The sequence below is a fragment of the Pseudomonas sp. REST10 genome (assembly GCF_029542605.1).
In the GTDB taxonomy this organism is placed as follows: Bacteria; Pseudomonadota; Gammaproteobacteria; order Pseudomonadales; family Pseudomonadaceae; genus Aquipseudomonas; species Aquipseudomonas khazarica.
Genome location: NZ_CP035677.1, coordinates 1,468,030 through 1,487,647, shown reverse-complemented (window position 1 = coordinate 1,487,647; position 19,618 = coordinate 1,468,030). Strand labels below are relative to the sequence as shown.

General features: G+C 65.9%; 20 protein-coding genes and 1 pseudogene. 5 read left to right on the top strand and 16 right to left on the bottom strand.

What is annotated here, in order from left to right; translation table 11 throughout:
- Positions 1-33 precede the first annotated feature (33 nt).
- Positions 34-930: a LysR substrate-binding domain-containing protein gene (locus EWH21_RS06890; RefSeq protein ID WP_277700131.1), complete on the bottom strand. Its 897-nt coding sequence runs from the start codon at positions 928-930 to the stop codon at positions 34-36.
- Positions 931-1,026: 96 nt separating this feature from the next.
- Here EWH21_RS06890 and EWH21_RS06885 point away from each other — a divergent pair, with 96 nt between their 5' ends.
- Genes EWH21_RS06885 through EWH21_RS06865 form a run of 5 tightly spaced genes read left to right on the top strand, consistent with a single transcriptional unit; the run spans position 1,027 to position 4,664 of the window.
- Positions 1,027-1,698: an SDR family oxidoreductase gene (locus EWH21_RS06885; protein ID WP_277700130.1), complete on the top strand. Its 672-nt coding sequence runs from the start codon at positions 1,027-1,029 to the stop codon at positions 1,696-1,698.
- Between the two features lie 18 nt (positions 1,699-1,716).
- On the top strand, positions 1,717-2,835 hold the full coding sequence (locus EWH21_RS06880) for an alkene reductase (protein ID WP_277700129.1): 1,119 nt from the start codon (positions 1,717-1,719) through the stop codon (positions 2,833-2,835).
- Positions 2,832-3,326, top strand: a complete 495-nt coding sequence (locus EWH21_RS06875) for a VOC family protein (RefSeq protein WP_277700128.1) — start codon at positions 2,832-2,834, stop codon at positions 3,324-3,326. Before EWH21_RS06880 ends, EWH21_RS06875 begins: the two co-directional genes overlap by 4 nt.
- A 36-nt stretch (positions 3,327-3,362) precedes the next feature.
- Positions 3,363-4,169 carry a glycine betaine ABC transporter substrate-binding protein gene (locus EWH21_RS06870; RefSeq protein ID WP_277700127.1) on the top strand — a complete coding sequence of 269 codons (807 nt, stop codon included), beginning with the start codon at positions 3,363-3,365 and terminating at the stop codon, positions 4,167-4,169.
- Positions 4,170-4,193: 24 nt separating this feature from the next.
- Positions 4,194-4,664, top strand: coding sequence for an Atu1372/SO_1960 family protein (locus tag EWH21_RS06865; RefSeq protein WP_277700126.1), 471 nt, complete (start codon positions 4,194-4,196; stop codon positions 4,662-4,664).
- A gap of 215 nt (positions 4,665-4,879) precedes the next feature.
- Here EWH21_RS06865 and EWH21_RS06860 read toward each other — a convergent pair whose 3' ends face one another.
- From EWH21_RS06860 to EWH21_RS06790, 15 genes and pseudogenes are all read right to left on the bottom strand, one after another.
- Positions 4,880-5,263 carry a hypothetical protein gene (locus EWH21_RS06860; RefSeq protein ID WP_175253083.1) on the bottom strand — a complete coding sequence of 128 codons (384 nt, stop codon included), beginning with the start codon at positions 5,261-5,263 and terminating at the stop codon, positions 4,880-4,882.
- 130 nt (positions 5,264-5,393) lie between these two features.
- Entirely contained in the window at positions 5,394-6,599 is a 1,206-nt protein-coding gene (gene cml, locus EWH21_RS06855; protein WP_277700125.1) for a CmlA/FloR family chloramphenicol efflux MFS transporter, read from the bottom strand.
- 395 nt (positions 6,600-6,994) lie between these two features.
- Positions 6,995-7,143 (bottom strand): annotated as a pseudogene (locus tag EWH21_RS06850) (Rieske 2Fe-2S domain-containing protein); the annotation flags it as partial.
- Positions 7,143-8,381: a helix-turn-helix transcriptional regulator gene (locus tag EWH21_RS06845; protein WP_277700124.1), complete on the bottom strand. Its 1,239-nt coding sequence runs from the start codon at positions 8,379-8,381 to the stop codon at positions 7,143-7,145. The pseudogene EWH21_RS06850 and the gene EWH21_RS06845, both read right to left, overlap by 1 nt.
- Before the next feature lie 726 nt (positions 8,382-9,107).
- Complete coding sequence (locus EWH21_RS06840) at positions 9,108-10,310, bottom strand: acetyl-CoA C-acyltransferase (protein ID WP_277700123.1); 1,203 nt, start codon at positions 10,308-10,310, stop codon at positions 9,108-9,110.
- 8 nt (positions 10,311-10,318) lie between these two features.
- The gene (locus EWH21_RS06835) at positions 10,319-10,789 is read right to left on the bottom strand and encodes a MaoC family dehydratase (protein ID WP_277700122.1); all 471 of its coding nucleotides are present in this window, start codon (positions 10,787-10,789) and stop codon (positions 10,319-10,321) included.
- Between the two features lie 10 nt (positions 10,790-10,799).
- Positions 10,800-11,585, bottom strand: a complete 786-nt coding sequence (locus tag EWH21_RS06830; RefSeq protein WP_277700121.1) for an SDR family oxidoreductase — start codon at positions 11,583-11,585, stop codon at positions 10,800-10,802.
- A 149-nt stretch (positions 11,586-11,734) separates the two neighbouring features.
- Positions 11,735-12,619: an SDR family oxidoreductase gene (locus EWH21_RS06825; protein WP_152488075.1), complete on the bottom strand. Its 885-nt coding sequence runs from the start codon at positions 12,617-12,619 to the stop codon at positions 11,735-11,737.
- Between the two features lie 45 nt (positions 12,620-12,664).
- The gene (locus EWH21_RS06820; RefSeq protein ID WP_277700120.1) at positions 12,665-13,816 is read right to left on the bottom strand and encodes an acetyl-CoA C-acetyltransferase; all 1,152 of its coding nucleotides are present in this window, start codon (positions 13,814-13,816) and stop codon (positions 12,665-12,667) included.
- 3 nt (positions 13,817-13,819) lie between these two features.
- Complete coding sequence (locus tag EWH21_RS06815; RefSeq protein WP_277700119.1) at positions 13,820-14,869, bottom strand: acyl-CoA dehydrogenase family protein; 1,050 nt, start codon at positions 14,867-14,869, stop codon at positions 13,820-13,822.
- A gap of 10 nt (positions 14,870-14,879) precedes the next feature.
- Complete coding sequence (locus EWH21_RS06810) at positions 14,880-16,046, bottom strand: acyl-CoA dehydrogenase family protein (protein ID WP_277700118.1); 1,167 nt, start codon at positions 16,044-16,046, stop codon at positions 14,880-14,882.
- 8 nt (positions 16,047-16,054) lie between these two features.
- The gene (locus EWH21_RS06805; protein ID WP_277700117.1) at positions 16,055-16,807 is read right to left on the bottom strand and encodes an enoyl-CoA hydratase family protein; all 753 of its coding nucleotides are present in this window, start codon (positions 16,805-16,807) and stop codon (positions 16,055-16,057) included.
- A complete protein-coding gene (locus tag EWH21_RS06800; protein ID WP_277700116.1) occupies positions 16,804-17,907 on the bottom strand; it encodes a nitronate monooxygenase in 1,104 nt (367 codons plus the stop codon). The genes EWH21_RS06805 and EWH21_RS06800 overlap by 4 nt, the downstream gene beginning before the upstream one ends.
- Positions 17,904-18,800 carry an enoyl-CoA hydratase gene (locus EWH21_RS06795; RefSeq protein WP_277700115.1) on the bottom strand — a complete coding sequence of 299 codons (897 nt, stop codon included), beginning with the start codon at positions 18,798-18,800 and terminating at the stop codon, positions 17,904-17,906. Before EWH21_RS06795 ends, EWH21_RS06800 begins: the two co-directional genes overlap by 4 nt.
- Positions 18,793-19,611 carry a ketoacid CoA transferase gene (locus tag EWH21_RS06790; protein WP_277700114.1) on the bottom strand — a complete coding sequence of 273 codons (819 nt, stop codon included), beginning with the start codon at positions 19,609-19,611 and terminating at the stop codon, positions 18,793-18,795. Before EWH21_RS06790 ends, EWH21_RS06795 begins: the two co-directional genes overlap by 8 nt.
- Between the last annotated feature and the right edge of the window lie 7 nt (positions 19,612-19,618).

Here is a 19,618-nt window from a genome sequence, read left to right as displayed (position 1 = left end):
GCACTTGCCCACTCTGGCAACGGCCCGCTCTGGCTAGGTTCGGTCATCGGCGGCAAGCTCCGTGGCGATCGCCTCGATCAGCGCGCGTACGCGGCGCGGCTGGCTGCGCTTCCCCGGGTAGACGATCTGCAGGGCCGTACGTGCCGCACTGTATGGCGCCAGGACTTCGATCAGCCGTCCGCCATCAAGGTCGGCCTGCACGTCCCAGACCGATTTCAGGCACAGACCATGGCCCTGCAGCGCCCAGCGCCTGACCAGTTCGCCATGGTTGGCCATGCGCCGGCTGCGGACGGCGACCGAGTAGGGCTTGCCGTCGACGAGAAACGACCACTGGTGATCACTGTTGATGCCGAAACGCATGACGATGCAGTCATGTCCATGCAGTTCATCGGGGTGCAACGGCATGCCCATGCGCTCGAGGTAGCTAGGCGCGGCGCATACGACGCGCCGGTTCTCGCCGATGGGTTTGACCTTCAGGCTGCTGTCGGCCAGCGTGCCGTAGCGCACGGCAAAATCGAGGCCCTGGCTGACCAGGTCGACGAAGCCGTCGGTGAGGTTGAGCTCGACGCTGACCTCGCGGTGCTGGTCGAGAAAGCGGTCGACAATCGGCACGATGCGCGCCTGCCCCAGATCGACCGGAGCACTCAAGCGTACCGGCCCACTCAGGCTCTGCGCACCAAGACGCACCCGACTGTCCAGTTCCTCCGCTTCGGCCAGCAGGCGGCGGGCGCCCTCGGCCAGCGTCCGGCCTTCGTCCGTCAGGCTGATCGAGCGCGTGGTGCGGGTCAGCAACGCCACGCCATAGTGCGACTCCAGTGCGGCCAGCCGCTCGGACACCGAGGCGGGCGAGAGCCCCAGCTCACGCCCGGCTGCAGAAAGCCCGCCCTTCTCGATGATCAGCAGGAACAGCTCCAGGTGGTTGAGCATCATTCGAAATATCCGAAATATCTTTTCGATTCTTGCTGGATTTTAAGCATGCAGCGCAAAGCATAAGGTACCCCCATCGTTCATCGAAGGGGAAGCACCGTGAACTTCACCGAGCAAAGCACCAGCGTCATCGTCGGCGGCCATACGGGTATCGGTTGGGCACTTGCGGATGCACTCCGCGAGCGCCCGGGTCGGGTGCTGGTGGCCAGCCGCCGCAGCGGCCTGGATGTCACCGACCCGAGCGCCGTGGAGCGCTACTTCGAGGCCATCGGCACTATCGACCACCTGATCTTCACCGCCGGCTCACAAGCGCCGGGCGGGCAACTGCTCGACATGGATCTGAGCACGGCGAGGGCCGCCTTCGACACCAAGTTCTGGGGCAGCCTGGCCGTGGCCAAGGTAGGCGCACGGTACCTGCGCGCGGGTGGCAGCCTGACGCTGACGAGCGGCTTCCTGGCACGCCGCGCCGTGCCCGGCACCTTCGTCAAGACGGCGATGAACGCAGCGCTCGAAGCCGTCGCCAAGGTGCTGGCACGTGAACTGGCGCCATTGCGGGTGAACGTCGTCAGCCCTGGCCTGACCGACAGCGAGGCCTATGCCGGCATGGCAGAGGATGCGCGCCTGGCCATGCTGCAACGCGCCGCCAACAACCTGCCGGTCGGCCGCGTCGGCAGGCCGCAAGACCTGGCCCAGGGCTACCTGCTGGCCATCGACAACCCTTTCATGACAGGTGCGGTCATCGATATCGATGGCGGCGCACTCATCAACTGATCCCACGGAGAAAACTCCATGTCCGACTCTCGCAAACTCTTCGACCCGGTCCGCGTTGGCAACCTGGAACTGGCCAACCGCCTGGTGATGGCACCGATGACGCGTGCACGCAGCACGCAGCCCGGTGACGTACCCAACGCCCTCAACGCCAGCTATTACGCGCAGCGCGCCAGCGCCGGGCTGATCGTCTCGGAGGCCACGCAGATCTCGCCACAGGGCAAGGGCTACTCGTTCACCCCCGGCATCCACAGTGCCGAGCAGGTGGAAGGCTGGCGCCTGGTGACCCGCGCCGTGCACCAGGCCGGGGGGCGTATCTACCTGCAGCTCTGGCACGTCGGACGCATGTCGCACCCGGACTTCCATGACGGGCAGCTTCCGGTCGCGCCCTCGTCCGTCGCCTTCGACGGCGCGATCTGGAAAGTCGACCCGGTCACCGGCGAGGGCGGCATGCACCCCTGCCCCATCCCGCGAGCACTCGAGCGCGAGGAAATACAGGCAATCGTCGAGGATTACCGAGTCGCCGCCAGGCACGCGATTGCCGCCGGCTTCGACGGTGTCGAGGTGCACGCGGCCAATGGCTACCTGATCGACCAGTTCCTGCGCACCACCTCCAACCTGCGCAGCGACGAATACGGCGGCTCGCGGGAAAATCGCCTGCGCTTTCTGCGTCAGGTGATCGACGCCGTGGCCGACGAAGTCGGCGCCGCGCGCACCGCCATTCGCCTGGCTCCGTTCCTCACCGCGCGTGGCATGGCCTGCCCGGACATCCTGCCGACCATCCTCGATGCGGCCAGCTACCTGGACGCCAGGCAGATCGCCTACCTGCATCTGGTCGAGGCCGACTGGGACGACGCCCCCGAATTCACCGAGGCGTTTCGCCAGGACATCCGCCAGCGTTTCCGCGGCCCGATCATCGTCGCCGGCAAATACGATCAGGCACGCGCCGAGTGGGTGCTGGGCAAGGGCTATGCCGATCTGGTGGCCTTCGGCCGCCCGTTCATCGCCAACCCCGACCTGCCCCGCCGCTATGCCGAAAACCTGCCGCTGGCCGACTTCGAGCCGAGCAGCCTGTTCGGCGGCGATGCGCGCGGCTACAGCGACTATCCCGCGTCGCCGGTCAAGGAGCAGGCGCTGTGAGCCCGCAGGCCCACGACCAGGGCGCCGGCCTGCCGGCGGGCAACCTGCTGGGGCTCGATCACTTCACCCTGCGTACCAGCCGCCTGGAGCAGACAGTCGAGTTTTTCACCCGGGTGATCGGCTTGAGCGACGGTCCGCGACCGGCGTTTCGCTTCCCCGGACGCTGGCTGTACGTCGGCGCCCATCCGGTGCTGCATCTCGTCGCCGTGACCGCCGACGACCGCCAACTGCACGCCTACCTGGGCGAGCAGGAGAGTGCCGACGGCAGTGGCTGCGTCGACCACATCTCGCTGCGCGGCACGCACCTGGCCGAGACGCAGCAGCACCTGCTCAGCCTCGGCCAGACGTTTCGCGAACGCATCGTGCCGCAGATCGGCGAGCACCAGCTGTTTCTCGAGGACCCCAACGGCGTGACCATCGAGCTGATCTTTCCGTACCGCCCGGAGAACGCCGTGCTGGGCGAAGCCATGCCGCGACCGGACATCGGCTGATGTGATGAGCCGCCGTGGCGGCAAGGAGCACCTTGAATGATCCACCTGGGCATCACCGACCTGACCTTCCACCACGCCACCGGCGCCGTGGTCGCTGCGCTGCTCGAACACCTGGGGTACTCGGTGCGCTGCAGCCATGCGCCGCACGAGGAAAACTTCGAACGCCTGCGCCAGGGCCGGATCGACATGCTGGCCTCGGCCTGGCTGCCGTCCAGCCACGGCCTGTACCTTGAGCAGGTGCAGCAGAGCGTGGCCACCCGCGAGCTGGGCCTGCACTACCAGCCCTATGCCCTGTGGGGCGTGCCGGACTACGTGCCGCAGAGCGAGGTCGCCGAGATCGCGGACCTGCTGCGCCCGGCCGTGCGCGCACGAATGACGCCGGTGATCCAGGGCATCGGCCCTGGCGCAGGGATCACCCGTTTCTCGCAACAGATAATGCAGGCCTATGGCCTGACCGACGCGGGTTACCGCTTCCTCACCGGCACGCAGGCGCAATGCATCGAGGCCATCGAGAGCGCCATCGCCGAACGCCGCTGGGCGGTGGTACCACTGTGGCAACCACAGTTTCTGCATGCGCAGCATCGCCTGCGCGAACTGCATGAGCCGCTGGGCCTGCTCGGCGGCATCGACCGCGCGGTGCTGCTGGCCCGAGAGGACCGTCTGCAGCACTTCAGCCCGCTGCACCTGCAGGTGCTGGACAACATCCGCCTGGGTAATGCCCAGGTCGCGGAACTCGACCTCGCCATCAACCGTGGTGGCCTGCAGCCGCAAGCCGCCGCACAGGCCTGGCTGGCCGCCAACCCACGCACATTCGGCCAATGGCTGGAGCCGATCGACGGCTGAGCCGTCCCGCCAGAGGAACGCCCCATGCACGACACCCCCGAAACACGCCTGGCCACACTCGGCCTGCAACTGCCCGAGCCCGCGCCGGCGCTCGGCAACTACCTGCCCTGGTGCATCGCCGGCGATACCTTCATGACCTCGGGGCAGTTTCCCTGGTTCGCCGGCGGCGTCAGGTATCGCGGCCAGCTGGGCCGCGACCTGGACCTCGAACAGGGTTACGCGGCCTGCTCGCTGGCGGCGCTCAACGCCATCGCGCAGCTCAAGCAGGCGCTCGGCGAACTGTCGCGGGTGCGCCAGATCGTGCGCCTCGAAGGGGTGCTGAACGTAGCCGAGGGAGAGACCGAACACCCCAAGGCGCTGGATGGCGCCTCCGACCTCATCACCCGCGTATTCGACCGTCAGGGACAGCACACCCGGATGATCTGGACCAATCCGGTGATACCGATGGACAGCGTGTGCATGGTCTATCTGTTCGCCAGGGTCGAGCCGCACTGACCCACCTCTGACGCCGCCTCAGCGTCTGACCGAGGCGCCTGCCAGGCCTGCTCCCCCGCTCGGGAGCAGGCGACGCTCCCCCCTATCGACTGAAGCCAAGAGCCTGGGCAAACCGCGCGGCCAGCCACCGTGGCGTCCGGCTGATCCAGCACAGTCGCCTGCTCATGAGGGAAAGGTTCAGACGCCAGGACGCTGGCCGCACCTGCGGCAGCGCGCTAGTCGAGATTCCACGGCCCTATCGTCACCCCGATGCCGTCATCACCGCAGTCGAGCGGGAATTGCTCGCCGCGCCGCAGGAAGTTCTGCTGCTCTCGCCGGCAGCGCTCGGCATCTCGTTTCACCATCTGTTCAAGACCGCTGTTTCCCGTCATCAGCTGATGGCGCGCATCAGGCTCCTTGACGGTAATCCAGGGTTGGGGGTCCCTGATGTTGAACTTCTCCGCAGGCGGATCAGCCTGCACTGACTTTTCGCCCTCGACTGCAGGCAGCTCCTCAGGCTTCACACTGTAACGGCTGAAGATCGAGTCATCGGGCAAATCAGTGGCCAGCGCATTACCCGCCAGCAGCAACAGGACACTTCCCCAGGAACGACAATTCATCACACACCTCACAACAACTTCTATCCATTCATCACTCAACTTCGAGTGAGCGTAATCAGGCACAGCCCTCACCCCCTCCAGGTCGATTCATGCAAGGTCGGCAATGCATGAATCAACCCGCAGGGCCGAATCAGCTCCGCCCGCCGATGAGCCCAGGGCGCCGGTGCAGAGACAGGCCGAGGGTTATCGCTGCCATGAGCATGCAATACGCCGCTATCGGCCACGCGCTACCACCTGGCGTCAGCAAGATGATGAGCGTGCCAATCCCGCCTAGCAGGACACCGCCCAGGCAGAAGTAAACCGCTGTGGCAGTACCGGCGATATGATCGAGCCCACGCAATGCACCATTGGGGCCGACAGAAACCGCCGCAGAGATTCCCACGCCTATGAGCCACATCGGGCCAATGAAGCCCATGACCGACTCCTGGATCAGTGATTCTCCAGCAACCAGCAGCAGGGCACCAGCGATGAGACAGCCCATCCCCGCGCGAAGAATGACGATTTCCCCGACACGCCGCACCAGCCGCCCGATCACCTGAGCCGCGATCATCATCACGATTGCGACCGTGCCGAACACCAGACTGAACTCGAACGCAGACAGCTGCTGTCGCCCCATCATCACCCAGGGGGCGACCGAGAAGAAGACGAAGAAACTGCCCATCCCGGCACTGTAGCCGAGGGTATAAAGCCAGAACCCGAAGGACTTCAGAGGCACGAACAACTGCCGCCAACTCAGGCTGCCCGTTCTGGCTCGCCGGGTCTCTGGCCAGAGCAGCCAGGCTGAAACGACCGCCCCGAGCATGGCGACAGCGAGCACCAGGAAGATCGCCCGCCACCCCAGCCATGCCGCGACCGAAGTCCCCAGCAGTGGCCCCAGCGCGGGCACCATCGCCAGCATGGAGCCCAGCAAGCCATAGATGACGCTGCCCTCGGGACGCTTGGCATAGACGTCGCGCACGGTGGCAAACACCGCGACCAGACAAGCCGATGCCCCGGCCGCCTGGAGCGTACGCAGCGCCAGGAATGCCGCGGGCGACGAGGCCAGGGCGAGCCCGACCGAGGCCAGGAAGTAGGTCATGCCACCGAGCAACAGCACGGGGCGCCTGCCGAAATGGTCGGACAGCGGCCCGACTATCAACTGGCCCGCCCCCAGCACGACCAGGTAGACCGTCAGGGTCAACTGAATGGTACTGGCGCTGGCATTCAGCGCCTGGGCCATCGAGGGGATAACGGGCAGATACATGTCCATCCCCAACGACGCGATCAGGTCGAAGGGGGACAACAGAAGCAGCGTGACGGCGAGAGAGTATCGCCAGGTAAGATCTTTTGAGTGCACGAAGCCATCTCCTTGAGCGAGAGGTTTGGCTGCGGTCTCATCATGTAAAGAAGCCAGAAGAGCGCCGCAACAACCGGAAAGAAAGGTTGCTGCGGCTTACTTGACGGCTTGCTTGGCGGTACTCATTGACGTTCATTCCCGATGCGATGGGCTAGCGTATCACCGCCCAATCGAGCGGTGAAGCAAGCGCCAGCGTCTGAGCCAGGCCCAACAACGCCGTCTTGCTTGCACAGCAAGTGGCCAGCCCGTCCTGCGGCTGATCGACGAAACATTCACGAGCCCGGTGAGGCGGATGTGAGCGCGCCTCTGAGTCAGGTGCCAAGGCGCAGCCCACTCGCAATCTGGGCTGCGCCTAGCGGTAGCAAACGCCTCAGGCGTTGCCCAGGTCCACGGTGCGGAATGCGCTTGCGGTAGGGAATCTCCACGCAGTTGTGCCAGCATCGTACTGCCAGTGGTGGAAGGGACAGACCACGCGGTCGTTCTCGACGGTGCCATGGGACAGGTCGGCGCCCATATGCGGGCAGTAGGCATCGAGGATACGGATCAGACGCCGGAGAGACTCCGCCCCGCCGGCTTGACGACCCCACCCGCGCGCGCAACCGCTTGCGTTCGGGTCAGCGCGACCACGCTGTTGAGCATGATCCGCACCAGTTCGGTTTGCCGGCGCACGCCGGTTTTCGAGAAGATCGAACGCAAGTGAGCCCGTGCGGTGTTGCGGCGGATGTTCAGCGCCTCGGCAGCCTCCTCCAGAGACAGACCATTGGCCAACTCCAGGGCCAACGCGGTTTCCGCCGGTGTCAGGTTGAACAGCTGCTTGGTCACGAGGCTGCTGGCCTGGGACTTGCCGACGGCATCCCGGATATAGACCAGCGCCGTGGGCCGCCCCTTGCCCTCGACCAACTCCTGGGAGGGTATGGTCTCGACAACGAGACCGAAACTCACCTGCCCGGACGGGCGTGAAATGGACATCACCTCGGCCCTGTCCGCGCCAGCCACACCCTGGCGCATGGCAGCACCGCGCAGAACCCGCTGCAGCTCCCGGTTGTCACTCGGATAGGTCGCCTCCAGACGTCCGCCAACCAGTTTCAGCCCGTCATTGCTGCTGAGGATCTCCTGAGCAACCGGGTTGAGTTCCAGAACCATGCTGCTCTCGTCCAGGACCATGGTGGCGATCGACAAGCGCCCGATCGCCTGGGAGTACAGACTGCCGAGAGATACACTGCGATCAAACTGGGAATACACATGAACCGCTCGCCGAATATGTGGCAGAAACAGTTCGCAGAGCTTGCGCTCATCCTCGGAAAAGCGCGGGCTGGACTTGGGGCGGCTGATGCGAAAACGCAGAAGCCCGCCATCGGGCGTGGTGATATTTGCCAACAGCGAGTCGAACACATTGTGGGGCTGGCAATACAGCAGGTAAAAGGTCGAACGCTCCCATTCACTGTCGCTCATCAGGTCCGCAATGGTGAAAACCTCGTTGGGCGCGAGATTGGTAAAGGGAGCCGCTTGGTCGTGGTAGCTGATGAAAAGCACTTCGCCACTGAGATCTCCTACGCCCTCGACCTCGCCCGAAACGATCATCGGGGCCAGTTCAGGCTCATCGGTCGCACGCATGATCAAGGTGACAAAGTTGGCCTGAAACAATTGCCGGAGCTGATTCAGAGCGTCGCCCAAGGCACGAGGTTCGAACGCGGCGTCATACATGCTACTGATGATCCTGTCGTACTGAGCCACGCTGAGTCCGACTCTTTCCAGCATCTGATCTTGCGTCGTGGAGCTCATGGTCACACCTCACAGAGCAGGTCCGGCTTGTCACTTGTTTTTATCAAGCGTTTCGGCTGACAGGCAGCACGCACCTCCCGAAACGGTTGGCTACACAAACTCCTTAACCCCCCCTCATATCTACACCCAAACCCAACTGCCAACGGCCAGAGGACGACGGACGGGATCGTAGAAAGCCAGGTGCAGCAACTTCATCGCACGCGAGCCTCAGCGACATGCCTGAAAAAGCCCCATGAACGTATCCGCACGGCATCAGGTCGCAGTCACCGGCAAGGGAGCAGGATGCGATGTGCGAAGCCCCCAGCCACGCAGGCCATGCGCCGAATACCAACGCCACTGTCATTTTCTCGTCAACTAGCGCAGGGACGCCCAGAACACCCCCATCTGCTCGGGCACAGGCGGGTATGGAAGAGCGTGCGGGTTGACGCTGGCGTAAGGAAGCGGTGCGGGTGCAGCGCTATCGGGAAGCATCTGGTCGCGTGCCGTGAGCAGGCAGATCGCAGCGACAGACAAGAGCAGGACGACAGCCTTGATCCTGCATGAACGGGGAGATAACGGGCTACGTGGGACAGTGAACATAGCAGTACCTCTGTTGTTCTTGTTCTATCCACCCGACGGCTGCGACACCGGTAAACGGGGGGGATGACTCGATCTTCTGACCAGGAAACGGCACCAGCATCGTCCAAACGGACTAGACGACACCCTGCGGATCCCATGCGCGCACGCTCATGGCAACTCGAACAGACCGGCAGCCCCCATGCCGCCGCCGATGCACATCGACACCACGACATAACGGGCACCCCGCCGGCGCCCCTCCAGCAGCGCATGGCCGACCATCCGAGAACCGGACATACCGAACGGATGGCCGATGGCGATGGCCCCGCCGTTGACGTTCAGGCGGTCGTTGGCAATCCCCAGTGCATCACGGCAGTGCAGCACCTGACAGGCGAAGGCTTCGTTGATCTCCCACAGGTCGATGTCCGCGACGCTCAAGCCGAAGCGCCTGAGCAACCTGGGTACGGCATGCACCGGGCCGATGCCCATCTCCTCCGGCGCACAGCCGGCGACGGCTATGCCACGGTAGATCCCCAGCGGCGTCAGGCCACGGCAGCGGGCTTCGTCGGCACTCATCAGCAGGCAGGCGCTGGCACCATCGGAGAACTGCGAGGCGTTGCCAGCGGTGACGAACTCGCCCTGCCCCACCCACTTGCCGTCCTTCCACACCGGCTTGAGCGCGGCCAGGTCCTCGAGCGTGGTACTCGGGCGGTTGCACTCGTCACGCTCGACCAGCACGGTTTCATGGCCGCTCGGGTTGCCCTGCTTGTCGAAGCACAGCTTGTCGGCGTACAGCGGCACGATTTCCTCGGCGAAACGTCCGCCCTGCTGGGCCGCCGCCGTGCGCTGCTGACTCTGCAGGGCATACTCGTCCTGCGCAGCGCGGCTGATGGCGTAGCGGCGCGAGACAATCTCGGCCGTTTCGATCATCGGGATATAGGCACTCGGCATCACCTTGAGCACCGCCTGGGACTGCGCACGATAGGTGTTCTTGTGTGGCGTCTGGGTCAGCGACAGCGACTCCACTCCCCCGGCGATGGCGATCTCCAGCTCGCCGCTGAGAATGCTCCCGGCCGCCACGCCGATCGCCATCAACCCGGACGCGCACATGCGGTCCAGCGCCATGCCCGGCACACTGTGCGGCAGGCCGGCGGTGTAGGCACACAGGCGGCCGATGTTGTACGCCTGGGTGCCCTGCTGCACCGCCGCGCCCATGATCACATCGCCGACCGCAGCGCCCTCGACGCCGGCGCGTTCGAGCACGGCCCGTACCACATGGCCACCGAGCACCGGCGCCTCGGTGTCGTTGAACGAACCACGAAAGGATTTGGCCAGCGCGGTACGCGCAGTGGCGACGATAACGGCTTCAGTCATCAGGGCTCTCACTCGGGAATGGGGTTGAAGGTGTAGCGGCTGAGGGTGTCGACCACACAGCCCGGGCGCTCGCTGCCCTCGATCTCGACGGTGATGCGCACCAGGAACTGCACGGCGGCGCCAACCCGCTCGGCCCCCAGCACCTCGCCACGCCCGCGCACCCGCGCGCCGACCCTGACCGCTGCGGGAAAGCGCGTGCGCTCGCTGCCGTAGTTCACCCCCATCGCCAGGTTCTCGATGCACATCAGCTGCGGCATGAACAGGTTGGCCAGCGACAGGGTCAGGTAGCCATGCGCGATACAGGCACCGAACGGGCCCTCGGCGGCGCGCTGCGGATCCACATGAATCCACTGGTGATCACCGGTGGCCTCGGCGAACAGGTCGATCCGCTCCTGGGTGACGGTGATCCACTCGCTGTGGCCCAACTGCATCCCGACAGCGCCCAGCATCTGCTCCGCACTCTTGAATACCTTGCTCATCCGCGCCTCCTCAGGCGTGCTGCGAACTGACCGAAAGCACTTCGCCCACCAGGTACGAGGCGTAGTCACTGGCCAGAAAGATCATCACGTTGGCGACTTCCCAGACCTCCGCCGCACGGCCGAAAGCCTCACGGCTGGCCAGTTGTTCCAACAGCTCCTGGCTGGAGGCTTTCTTGAGGAAGTCATGCAGGGCGATGGACGGCGCCACGGCATTGATACGCACGCCGTGCTCGGCGGCTTCGACCGCGCTGCAGCGGGTCAGCGCCATCACCCCGGCCTTGGCGGCGGCATAGTGGGCCTGCTCCTTCTGCGCCCGCCAGCCAAGTACCGAGGCGTTGTTGATGATGGCGCCAGCGCCGCGTTTCTCCATGTGCGGCAGCATCGCGCGGGTCATGCGGAAGGTCCCGTTGAGGGTCACGTCGATCACGCGCAGCCAGTCGTCATCGCTCATTGCGCTGAGCCGTTTCTGCCCGCCGAGACCGGCGTTGTTGATCAGTACATCGACACCGTCCAGGGCCTGCTCGGCAGCGCTCACCAGGGCCTGCACCTCGTCCTCCACCGCCACATTGCACAGCTGCCCATGGATGGCCTGCAGACCGGTCTCCGCCTTGAGGCGCACGACCGCATCTTCCAGGCGACGCGGATGGATATCGGAAATCATCAGGGCACGGCAGCCTTCCTCGGCGCAGCGCCTGGCGGCGGCATAGCCGATGCCGGCGCCAGCCGCTGCGGTGATCAGCACCGACTTGCCAGCCAGCAGCTGGTGGCCCGGAACGTAGGGGGGAGCGTGTTTCACGGCAAGACCTCGGCAGTAGACGACATGCGAGCAGATTTAACGGCCCCGCCTTGCCCCGCGCATCGTCAAAACGGACGGTACGCCAGCGGGAAACGAGGCCTTGCGAACAGCCCTCGAGACGGTCTTGCGAAGGTTCGAGGGCGGCCGGCTCAGCTGCCGTAGACCTTCTGCGCCGGCACCTCGAGCGCCAGCAGCTGGGCCATGGCCTGGCCGATCTCCGCAGGAGCCCAGCGCGCGCCCTTGTCCACCCCGGCGGTGCTGCGCCAGCCGTCGGCGATGGAAATCCGCCCGCCTTCGGACTCGAACACACGACCGGTGACATGCGCGGCCGCCTCATGGGCCAGCCAGGCCAGCAGGCTGGACACGTTCTCCGGTGCCCAGTAATCGAAGCTGCCATCCGTCGGCGCGGCCATGCGCGCGGCCATGGATTCGACGGCGCTGGTCATGCCGGTACGTGCAGCCGGTGCCACGGCGTTGGCCGTGATGCCATAGCGTCCCAGCTCGGCCGCCTGGTTGAGCGTCAGCGCGGCGATACCGGCCTTGGCCGCAGCGTAGTTGGACTGGCCGATGGAACCCTGCAGACCGGCACCGGAGGTGGTGTTGATGATGCGTGCGTTGACCGCCTTGCCGGCCTTGGACAGGTCGCGCCAGTAGTGCACGGCGTGCGCACTGATGCAGAAGTGCCCCTTGAGGTGCACGCTCATGATCGCGTCCCACTCGGCCTCGGTCATCGAGGCGAACATGCGGTCGCGGTTGATGCCGGCGTTGTTGACCACCACGTGCAGATCGCCGAAGCAGTCGATGGCCTGCTTCACGGCGTTTTCACTGTCGCCGTAGTGGGTGATGTCGGAGGCGTTGGCCACCGCCTTGCCACCGGCGGCGATGATCTCCGCGACCACCGCCCGCGCTGCGGCCAGGTTGATGTCGTTGACCACCACGCAGGCACCCTCGCCAGCGAACACCCGTGCATGGGCGGCGCCCAGGCCAGCGCCTGCGCCGGTGATGATGGCCACCCGGCCGTTCAGGATTCCCATCTTCAATTCTCCCGGATTCGTCGCGGCAGGTTCTGCCAGAAGCCCTTACAGGCGTTCGATGATCGTCACGTTGGCCAGCCCGCCGCCTTCGCACATCGCCTGCAGGCCGTAACGACCACCGCTGCGCTCCAGTTCGTGCAGCAGCGTGGTCATCAGCCGCGCGCCCGTGGCGCCGAGCGGATGCCCCAGCGCGATGCCGCCGCCATTGACGTTGGTCCTGGCGGGGTCGAAGTCCAGCTCCTTGGCCCAGGCCATGACCACCGAGGCGAAGGCCTCGTTGATTTCCACCAGGTCGATCTCGGCCATACGCATGCCAGCCTTCTTCAGCGCGTGGCGGGTCGCCTCGATCGGCGCCGTCAGGTGCCAGATCGGATCGTCACCGCGCACGCTGAGGTGGTGAATGCGCGCCCGAGGTGTCAGGCCATAGCGCTCGAGCGCGGCATCCGAGACCACCAGCAAGGCGGCCGCCGCATCGCAGGTCTGGCTGGATACCGCCGCCGTGATGCTCGGGAAGCGCGGATCGACCGGTTCCAGGCTGGCCATCTTTTCCAGCGTGGTGACACGCGGCGTCTCGTCCTGGCTCAGGCCTTCGCAGGCCAGCACCTCGCGCGCGAAATGACCGGCCTCGATGGCCGCCAGGGCACGGCGGTGGCTTTCCAGCGCGAAGCCTTCCATGTCGGCGCGGCTGATCTGCCAGTGATCGGCGATGCGCTGGGCAGCGTAGAACTGGCTGACCGGCTGATCGGCGAAGCGGGCACGCCAGCCGGCGCTGCCGGAGAACGGGTCAGGGAAGCCCAGCGGCTGGCCGGCGAGCATGGCCGAGGAGATCGGGATCCGGGTCATGGTCTGCACGCCTCCGACCGCGACGACGTCCTGAGTGCCGCTCATCACGGCCTGCGCAGCGAAGTGCAAGGCCTGCTGCGATGAGCCGCACTGGCGATCCACCGTGGTACCAGGCACACACAGCGGCAGGCCGGCGGCCAGCCAGCTGGTGCGCGCGATATTGGCAGCCTGCGCACCGATGGTGTCGACGCAGCCGAAGATCACATCATCGTATTCATCGGCTGGAATGGCATTGCGCTCGACCAGCGCCTTGAGCACATGGGCGCCGAGATCGATGGCGTGCACATGAGCCAGACTGCCCTTGCGCTTGCCGGTGGGCGTGCGCAACGCATCGACGATATAGGCCTGGGTCATGACTCACTCCTCGAAGGTGCTGCCCGGCAGCAATGCCGCGCCGAGCAGGTGCTGGTCGACGCGGGTCTTGTGCAGGGCTCGGTCGCCCCAGGCGTTGTCCAGTGCCCAGGCACGCTTCATGAACATCTGCAGGTCCACTTCCCAGGTGTACCCCATGGCGCCGTGCACCTGAATGCCGTGCCGCGCCGCCATCCAGCTGGCCTCGCAGCAGGTCAGGCGGGCGTGGGAGATGCGCACGTCGACATCCGCCTCGTCCCTGGCCAGGGCATGGGCGGCGCGGTACAGCACCGGCTTGGCGAACTCGATCCGGGCCGCCACGTCGGCCAGCTGGTGCTTGACCGCCTGGAAGCTGCCGATCGGCTTGCCGAACTGCTTGCGCTGGGACACGTAGTCGACCGACAGATCAAGCATGCGCTGCGCCAGCCCCACCAGTTGCCCGGCCACCGACAGTGCGCCCCGGTTCAGGGTCTGCGCCCACAGTACAGCGCCCACGCCGGCACCGGCGATGCGCGTCTCGGCGCTTGGCGTCCACTTCACGTCGTACAGGCGACGCGAGACATCGATGCTGCGATTGGCCTGCAACTCCACCTGATCAGGGCGCAGGGCATGGACTTCGTTGTCATGCGCCAGCAGCAGCAGGTCGGCCATGTGCGCGTCGGCCACCCAGGGGTTGACCGGGTGGCCGACGGCCACGCGGATACTCCCCGCGGCGATCTGCGCCAGCCAGTGATCGCTCTGCCCGCTGGCCGGCAGGCCGCTGAGCAGGCCCGCAGCGAGGTAGGCGGTATCGCCCAGTGAATCCGGAATGGCGTAGTAGCCAAGCTCCTGGGTCATCAACGCCCAGGCCATGTCATCCATGCCCAGGCCACCGCAGGCTTCCGGCACGGACAGCGCGGTCAGGCCCTGTTCGGCAATCTTGCTGCGCAGATCCGGGCTGCGGCCTGCATCGGTTTCCCAGATTTCACGGAGCATCTCCGGCGCCGCCTCGGTCATCAGAAAGCGGCTGATGGCGCCGCGAAACGCCAGTTGATCTTCGGTAAAGGTGAAGTTCATCGCCCGCTCCTCACTTCGGCAGGCCGAGCATGCGCTCGGCGATGATGTTGCGCTGGATCTCGTTGGTGCCGGCATAGATCGGACCGGCCTGGGCGAACAGGAAGCCCTCCAGCCAGCCGCCCTCGTCGGCGCTCAGCAGCGGCGCGCCGCCGCGCAACTCGCCACGGGCACCGAGGATGCGCATGGCGGTCTCGTTGATCAGCAGGTCCAGCTCGGACCAGACGATCTTGTTGATGCTGGATTCGGCGCCGATCTTCTCGCCCCGGCTCAGCCGCCCCACGGTGTGGTAGGCACCCAGGCAGTAGGCCTCGGCGCCCATCCAGGCCCGCGCCACCGCATCGCGAATGCTCGGGTCACGGTCGGCCAGCGCCTTGTTGCGGCGGTACAGCTCGACCAGGCGCCTGGCGCTGGACTGGAAGCGCGCCGGCGAGCGCAGCAGCAGGCCGCGCTCGAAGCCGGCCGTGGCCATCGCCACATGCCAGCCTTCGCCCTCGTCGCCGATGCGATTGACCACAGGCACACGCACGTCATCGAAGAAGATCTCGGCGAAGGCATCCTGGCCATCCAGGGCCTTGATCGGGCGAATGCACACACCGCGAGCATCCAGCGGCACCATCAGGAAACTCAGGCCATGGTGACGGCTGGACGCGGGATCGCTGCGAAACAGGCCGAAGGCCATGTCGGCGAAGCTGGCCCGGGTGGACCAGGTCTTCTGGCCGTTGAGCACGTAGTGGTCGCCGTCACGGATCGCCCTGGCGCTGATCGCGGCCATATCGGAGCCGGCGTTCGGCTCGGACCAGGCCTGAGCCCACATGATCTCGCTGGAGGCGGTACGCGGCAGGAAGTCACGCTTCTGCTCGTCGCTGCCGAACTCCATCAGGGTCGGCCCCAGCAGCAGCTGGCCGTTGATGTTGACGCGCATCGGCGCACCGGCACCGTAATACTCTTCCTCGAAGATCAGCCACTCGATCAGGTCGCAACCGCGCCCCCCCAGGTGCTCGGGCCACATGACCATCGAATAGCGCGCCTCGAACAGCTTGCCTTCCCAGGCGCGGTGCTGTTCGAAGCCTTCGCGGGTGTCGTAGCTGAGCAGCTTCTGCTCGGGCAGGTTGGCGGCGAGCCAGTCGCGCACTTCGGCGCGAAAGGCCTTTTGCTTGGGGCTGTAGATCAGGTCCATGGAATGCCTCAGAACTTTGCTTGGCGTTTTTCGACGAAGGCGCGGCGGGTTTCTGCCGAGTCGGCCTCGCTGTAGGCCTGCAGGGTGAAGCCCTGCTCCCAGCGGTACTTGTCTTCCAGGTTGCCGTCCTCGATACCGTTGAGGGCTTCCTTGGCGATGCGGATCATCGACGGGCTCTTGGCGGCGATCCTCGCGGCGATTTCCATGGCTGCGTCGCGCAAGCGCTCACGCGGCACCACGCGTTCGATGAAGCCGTAGCGTTCGGCCTCGCGCGCACCGATCCTGTCGCCGGTGAAGAACAGGTAGCGCACCTTCTGGACCGGGAACAGGCGCTGCAGGTGAGCCCCGCCGCCCATCGCACCGCGATCGACCTCGGGCAGGGCGAAGCTGGCACACTCGGAGGCCACGACGATGTCGGCCGCGCCGGTAATGCCGATGCCACCGCCAAGGACGAAACCATGCACCGCGACGATCACCGGCACCGGACAGCGGTGCACGGCCTTGAAGGTCTCGTAGTTGCCGCGGTTGACCTCGACGATCAGCTCCGGATGCTGCTCCAGCTCCTTGATATCGACACCGGCGCAGAAGCCACGGCCTTCGGCGCGCAGGACGATGACGCGGATCTGCGAGTCGGCGCCGAGGATGTTGAGGGTATCGGCCAGCGCCTGCCACTCGTGGCTGTCCAGCGCATTGACCGGTGGTTTGTCGATGACCAGTTCGGCCACGCCCTTGTCGACGCGGGTGGTAAAGGCATTGCTCATTGGTGGACTCCTGCACGTTCGAGCGTGGGCGGGGCGTGGCGCTGGTACAGCTCGGCGAGGCAGGCCTCGGCCTGCGCGACGATCTCGGAAATGATGGTTTCGCAGCTGGCCAGCTGGTCGATGGCCGCCGCCACCTGGCCAGAGGGCAGGATGCCCTCGTCCGGCCGGCCGTCCTGCATGGAGCGTTTCAGCAGCACCGGCTGGTTGGCTGCCATGACGGCCTGCGCCAGCGCCTCCGGCTCCTCCCTGAGCACCTTGAGCAGCACCGCGAGCATGTGCGCGCCGCTCATGCCGGTCTGCTGCTTCCAGCTCCAGGCACTGCGCAGGGCGATCAGCAGGCGGCCCAGGCCGCTGGCGTTCTCCAGGCGATTGATGAACGCGTTGTCGATCATGCGGTGGCGCATGCCGTCGACGGCCAGGGTCACGCGAACCTGCTGTGGATCCTTGACCCTGAGGTAGCGCTCCAGGGTACTGGCCGGTGTCGGTGACTCCCGGCTCATGAGAAAACGCGTGCCCATGGCGATGCCGCAGGCACCGGCAGCCAATGCCGCGGCCAGGCCACGTCCGGTGGCAAAGCCCCCGGCGGCGATCACCGGCACGTCGACCGCGTCGAGCACCTGCGGCAGCAGGATGGAGCTGGGCACGCCACCGGTGTGGCCGCCGCCCTCGCCGCCCTGGACGGTGATCAGGTCGGCGCCCATCTGCACCGCCTTGATCGCATGCTTGGCCGCACCGACAGTGGGGATGCAGAGTATTCCGGCATCCTTGAAGCGCTGCACGGTGCCGGCATCCGGGCCGCGGCCATAGCTGACCGCCTTGAGGCCGAAGTCGATGGCCAGGTCCACGCAGTCGGCGGCGTTCTCCTGGAACATGTGGAAGTTCAGGCCGAAATTGCGGCTGCCGGTGGCGGCGATGACCCGTTCGATCTCGCTGCGGGTCTGCGCCGTGTTCAGCGTGGCCGCGGCGAGAAAGCCGAAGCCACCGGCACGCGTGGTACCGATCACCAGGTTGGCATCGGCCACCCAGCCCATGGCTGTCTGCACCACCGGGTAACGGCAGCCCAGACGCCGGGTCAGTTCGCTCTGCAGCCAGGCGCTCATCCGGCCTCTCCTGCGGACTTCCTGTTCGCCGCAACCATGGCCCTGGCGTCATAGCCGCCCAGCTTGTCGCCAGACACCAGCTCGTTGTGGGTGTGGGCGAAGTGGTGCCAGGCGAACACCGCGTCCATGGCCGTGCGCTTGCCGGCCAGGTCCTCGACGTGGTTGATCGCCTGCTTGGTCAATGCCAGGCCCATGCGCGGCTGCCTGGCGATCCGGCCCGCCAGCTCGTAGGTGGTGGCCTCCAACTCGGCACGCGACACCACCCGGTTGACCATGCCCACGTCGTAGGCACGGCCTGCCGACATGCGATCGCCGGTCATGAGAAATTCCTTGGCGATGCGCGGGTTCATCTCGTAGGGATGCGCGAAGTACTCCACACCCGGAATGCCCATCCGCACCACCGGGTCCTGGAAGAAGGCGTCGTCGCTGGCCACGATCAGGTCACAGACCCAGGCCAGCATCAGCCCACCGGCGACGCAGGCGCCCTGGACCATGGCGATGGTCGGCTTGGGCAGCTCCCGCCAGCGCCGGCACATGCCCAGGTAGACCTCCTGCTCGCGCACGTAGAGGAACTCGCCACCGGGCTTGTTGCTGTGGTCCCAGAGCAGCTGGGTGCGCTCGAACACCTTGTTGATGTCGCGCCCCGGCGTGCCGATATCGTGCCCGGCGGAGAAGTGCTTGCCCTCGCCGCGCAGGACGATGACCTTGACCGCGTCGTCATTGACCGCGCGCTTGAAGGCCTCGTCCAGGGCGTAGGTCATCTGCGAGTTCTGCGCATTGCCGAAGGTGCTGCGGTTCATGCTCACGCTGGCGATACCATCGGCCACGGCATAGCTCACCGGGCTGTCGGTCTCGTAGACGCTGCCATCCACCCGCTCGATAAATTCACTCATCTGCTGCTCCCGATCGGGCCTGGCGAATGCCCGGCGGATTGCCCTTGAGCTGCTTGCTGCGCAAGTCGTGCGGGTCGAGGCGACGGATCAGCGCCAGCTGCTCTTCCGTCGGGTGCGGGGTCTCGCCCATGTTCGGCGCCTCGCGCAACGGGAAGCCGGTGTTTTCCTGGACCTGCTCGAAGCTCACGCCCGGATGCAGGCTCAAGACCTGCGCGGCGTTGTCCGGGCCGTTGAAATCCATCACGCACAGGTCGCTGAGGACGATACCGAGCGCCATCAGCGTGCGATTCATGCCCGGCTGCCAGCGCGCGGGGTCGAGGCCGACGCCGGAGACCATGTCCACCTCGTGCACCAGGGCACGCAGCGAGTGGCTGGGCAGGAAGAAGGAGTTGCGGTGGTTGATGCTGTTGCCCGGCAGGCCGCGCACACCGAGCATGGCGATCTTCGGCTGGTGATAGTCGGGGCCGACGACGGACAGGTTGCTCTGGCCGAAGCGGTCGACCTGGGTCGGGCCGATCATGGCGTGACGCCGCCCACCCCAGACACACTCGAAGACCCGCTCGAAGCCCATGTAACCGGAGTACTTCGGCACATGGTCGCCACGCGGGCCGAGCGGAATCGGCTCTTCGACCAGAAAGCACTCGCTGTCCGTCATCAGCAATTCCGGGCTGTGGGTCAGCTTGGCCAGACTGGCGCCCAGGCGCGGCAGCACGCCCAGCCCCGAGGCCAGCACCTCGCCATTGCCGCGCCAAGCTTCGCTGGCCGCGACGATCAGCAGTTCAGCGAGAGAAAACTCCTTGGCAACACTCATGGCGCTC

What these genes read in the sequence shown, in the direction of transcription:
- EWH21_RS06880 (WP_277700129.1), top strand. Translation starts at nt 1,717, where the DNA reads ATGTCCGACTCTCGCAAACTCTTCGACCCGGTCCGCGTTGGCAACCTG.
- EWH21_RS06840 (WP_277700123.1), bottom strand. Translation starts at nt 10,310, where the DNA reads ATGACTGAAGCCGTTATCGTCGCCACTGCGCGTACCGCGCTGGCCAAA.
- EWH21_RS06800 (WP_277700116.1), bottom strand. Translation starts at nt 17,907, where the DNA reads ATGAGCGCCTGGCTGCAGAGCGAACTGACCCGGCGTCTGGGCTGCCGT.
- EWH21_RS06805 (WP_277700117.1), bottom strand. Translation starts at nt 16,807, where the DNA reads ATGAGCAATGCCTTTACCACCCGCGTCGACAAGGGCGTGGCCGAACTG.
- EWH21_RS06820 (WP_277700120.1), bottom strand. Translation starts at nt 13,816, where the DNA reads ATGACCCAGGCCTATATCGTCGATGCGTTGCGCACGCCCACCGGCAAG.
- EWH21_RS06870 (WP_277700127.1), top strand. Translation starts at nt 3,363, where the DNA reads ATGATCCACCTGGGCATCACCGACCTGACCTTCCACCACGCCACCGGC.
- EWH21_RS06835 (WP_277700122.1), bottom strand. Translation starts at nt 10,789, where the DNA reads ATGAGCAAGGTATTCAAGAGTGCGGAGCAGATGCTGGGCGCTGTCGGG.
- EWH21_RS06790 (WP_277700114.1), bottom strand. Translation starts at nt 19,611, where the DNA reads ATGAGTGTTGCCAAGGAGTTTTCTCTCGCTGAACTGCTGATCGTCGCG.
- EWH21_RS06890 (WP_277700131.1), bottom strand. Translation starts at nt 930, where the DNA reads ATGATGCTCAACCACCTGGAGCTGTTCCTGCTGATCATCGAGAAGGGC.
- EWH21_RS06845 (WP_277700124.1), bottom strand. Translation starts at nt 8,381, where the DNA reads ATGAGCTCCACGACGCAAGATCAGATGCTGGAAAGAGTCGGACTCAGC.
- EWH21_RS06865 (WP_277700126.1), top strand. Translation starts at nt 4,194, where the DNA reads ATGCACGACACCCCCGAAACACGCCTGGCCACACTCGGCCTGCAACTG.
- EWH21_RS06815 (WP_277700119.1), bottom strand. Translation starts at nt 14,869, where the DNA reads ATGAACTTCACCTTTACCGAAGATCAACTGGCGTTTCGCGGCGCCATC.
- EWH21_RS06825 (WP_152488075.1), bottom strand. Translation starts at nt 12,619, where the DNA reads ATGGGAATCCTGAACGGCCGGGTGGCCATCATCACCGGCGCAGGCGCT.
- EWH21_RS06860 (WP_175253083.1), bottom strand. Translation starts at nt 5,263, where the DNA reads ATGAATTGTCGTTCCTGGGGAAGTGTCCTGTTGCTGCTGGCGGGTAAT.
- EWH21_RS06795 (WP_277700115.1), bottom strand. Translation starts at nt 18,800, where the DNA reads ATGAGTGAATTTATCGAGCGGGTGGATGGCAGCGTCTACGAGACCGAC.
- EWH21_RS06810 (WP_277700118.1), bottom strand. Translation starts at nt 16,046, where the DNA reads ATGGACCTGATCTACAGCCCCAAGCAAAAGGCCTTTCGCGCCGAAGTG.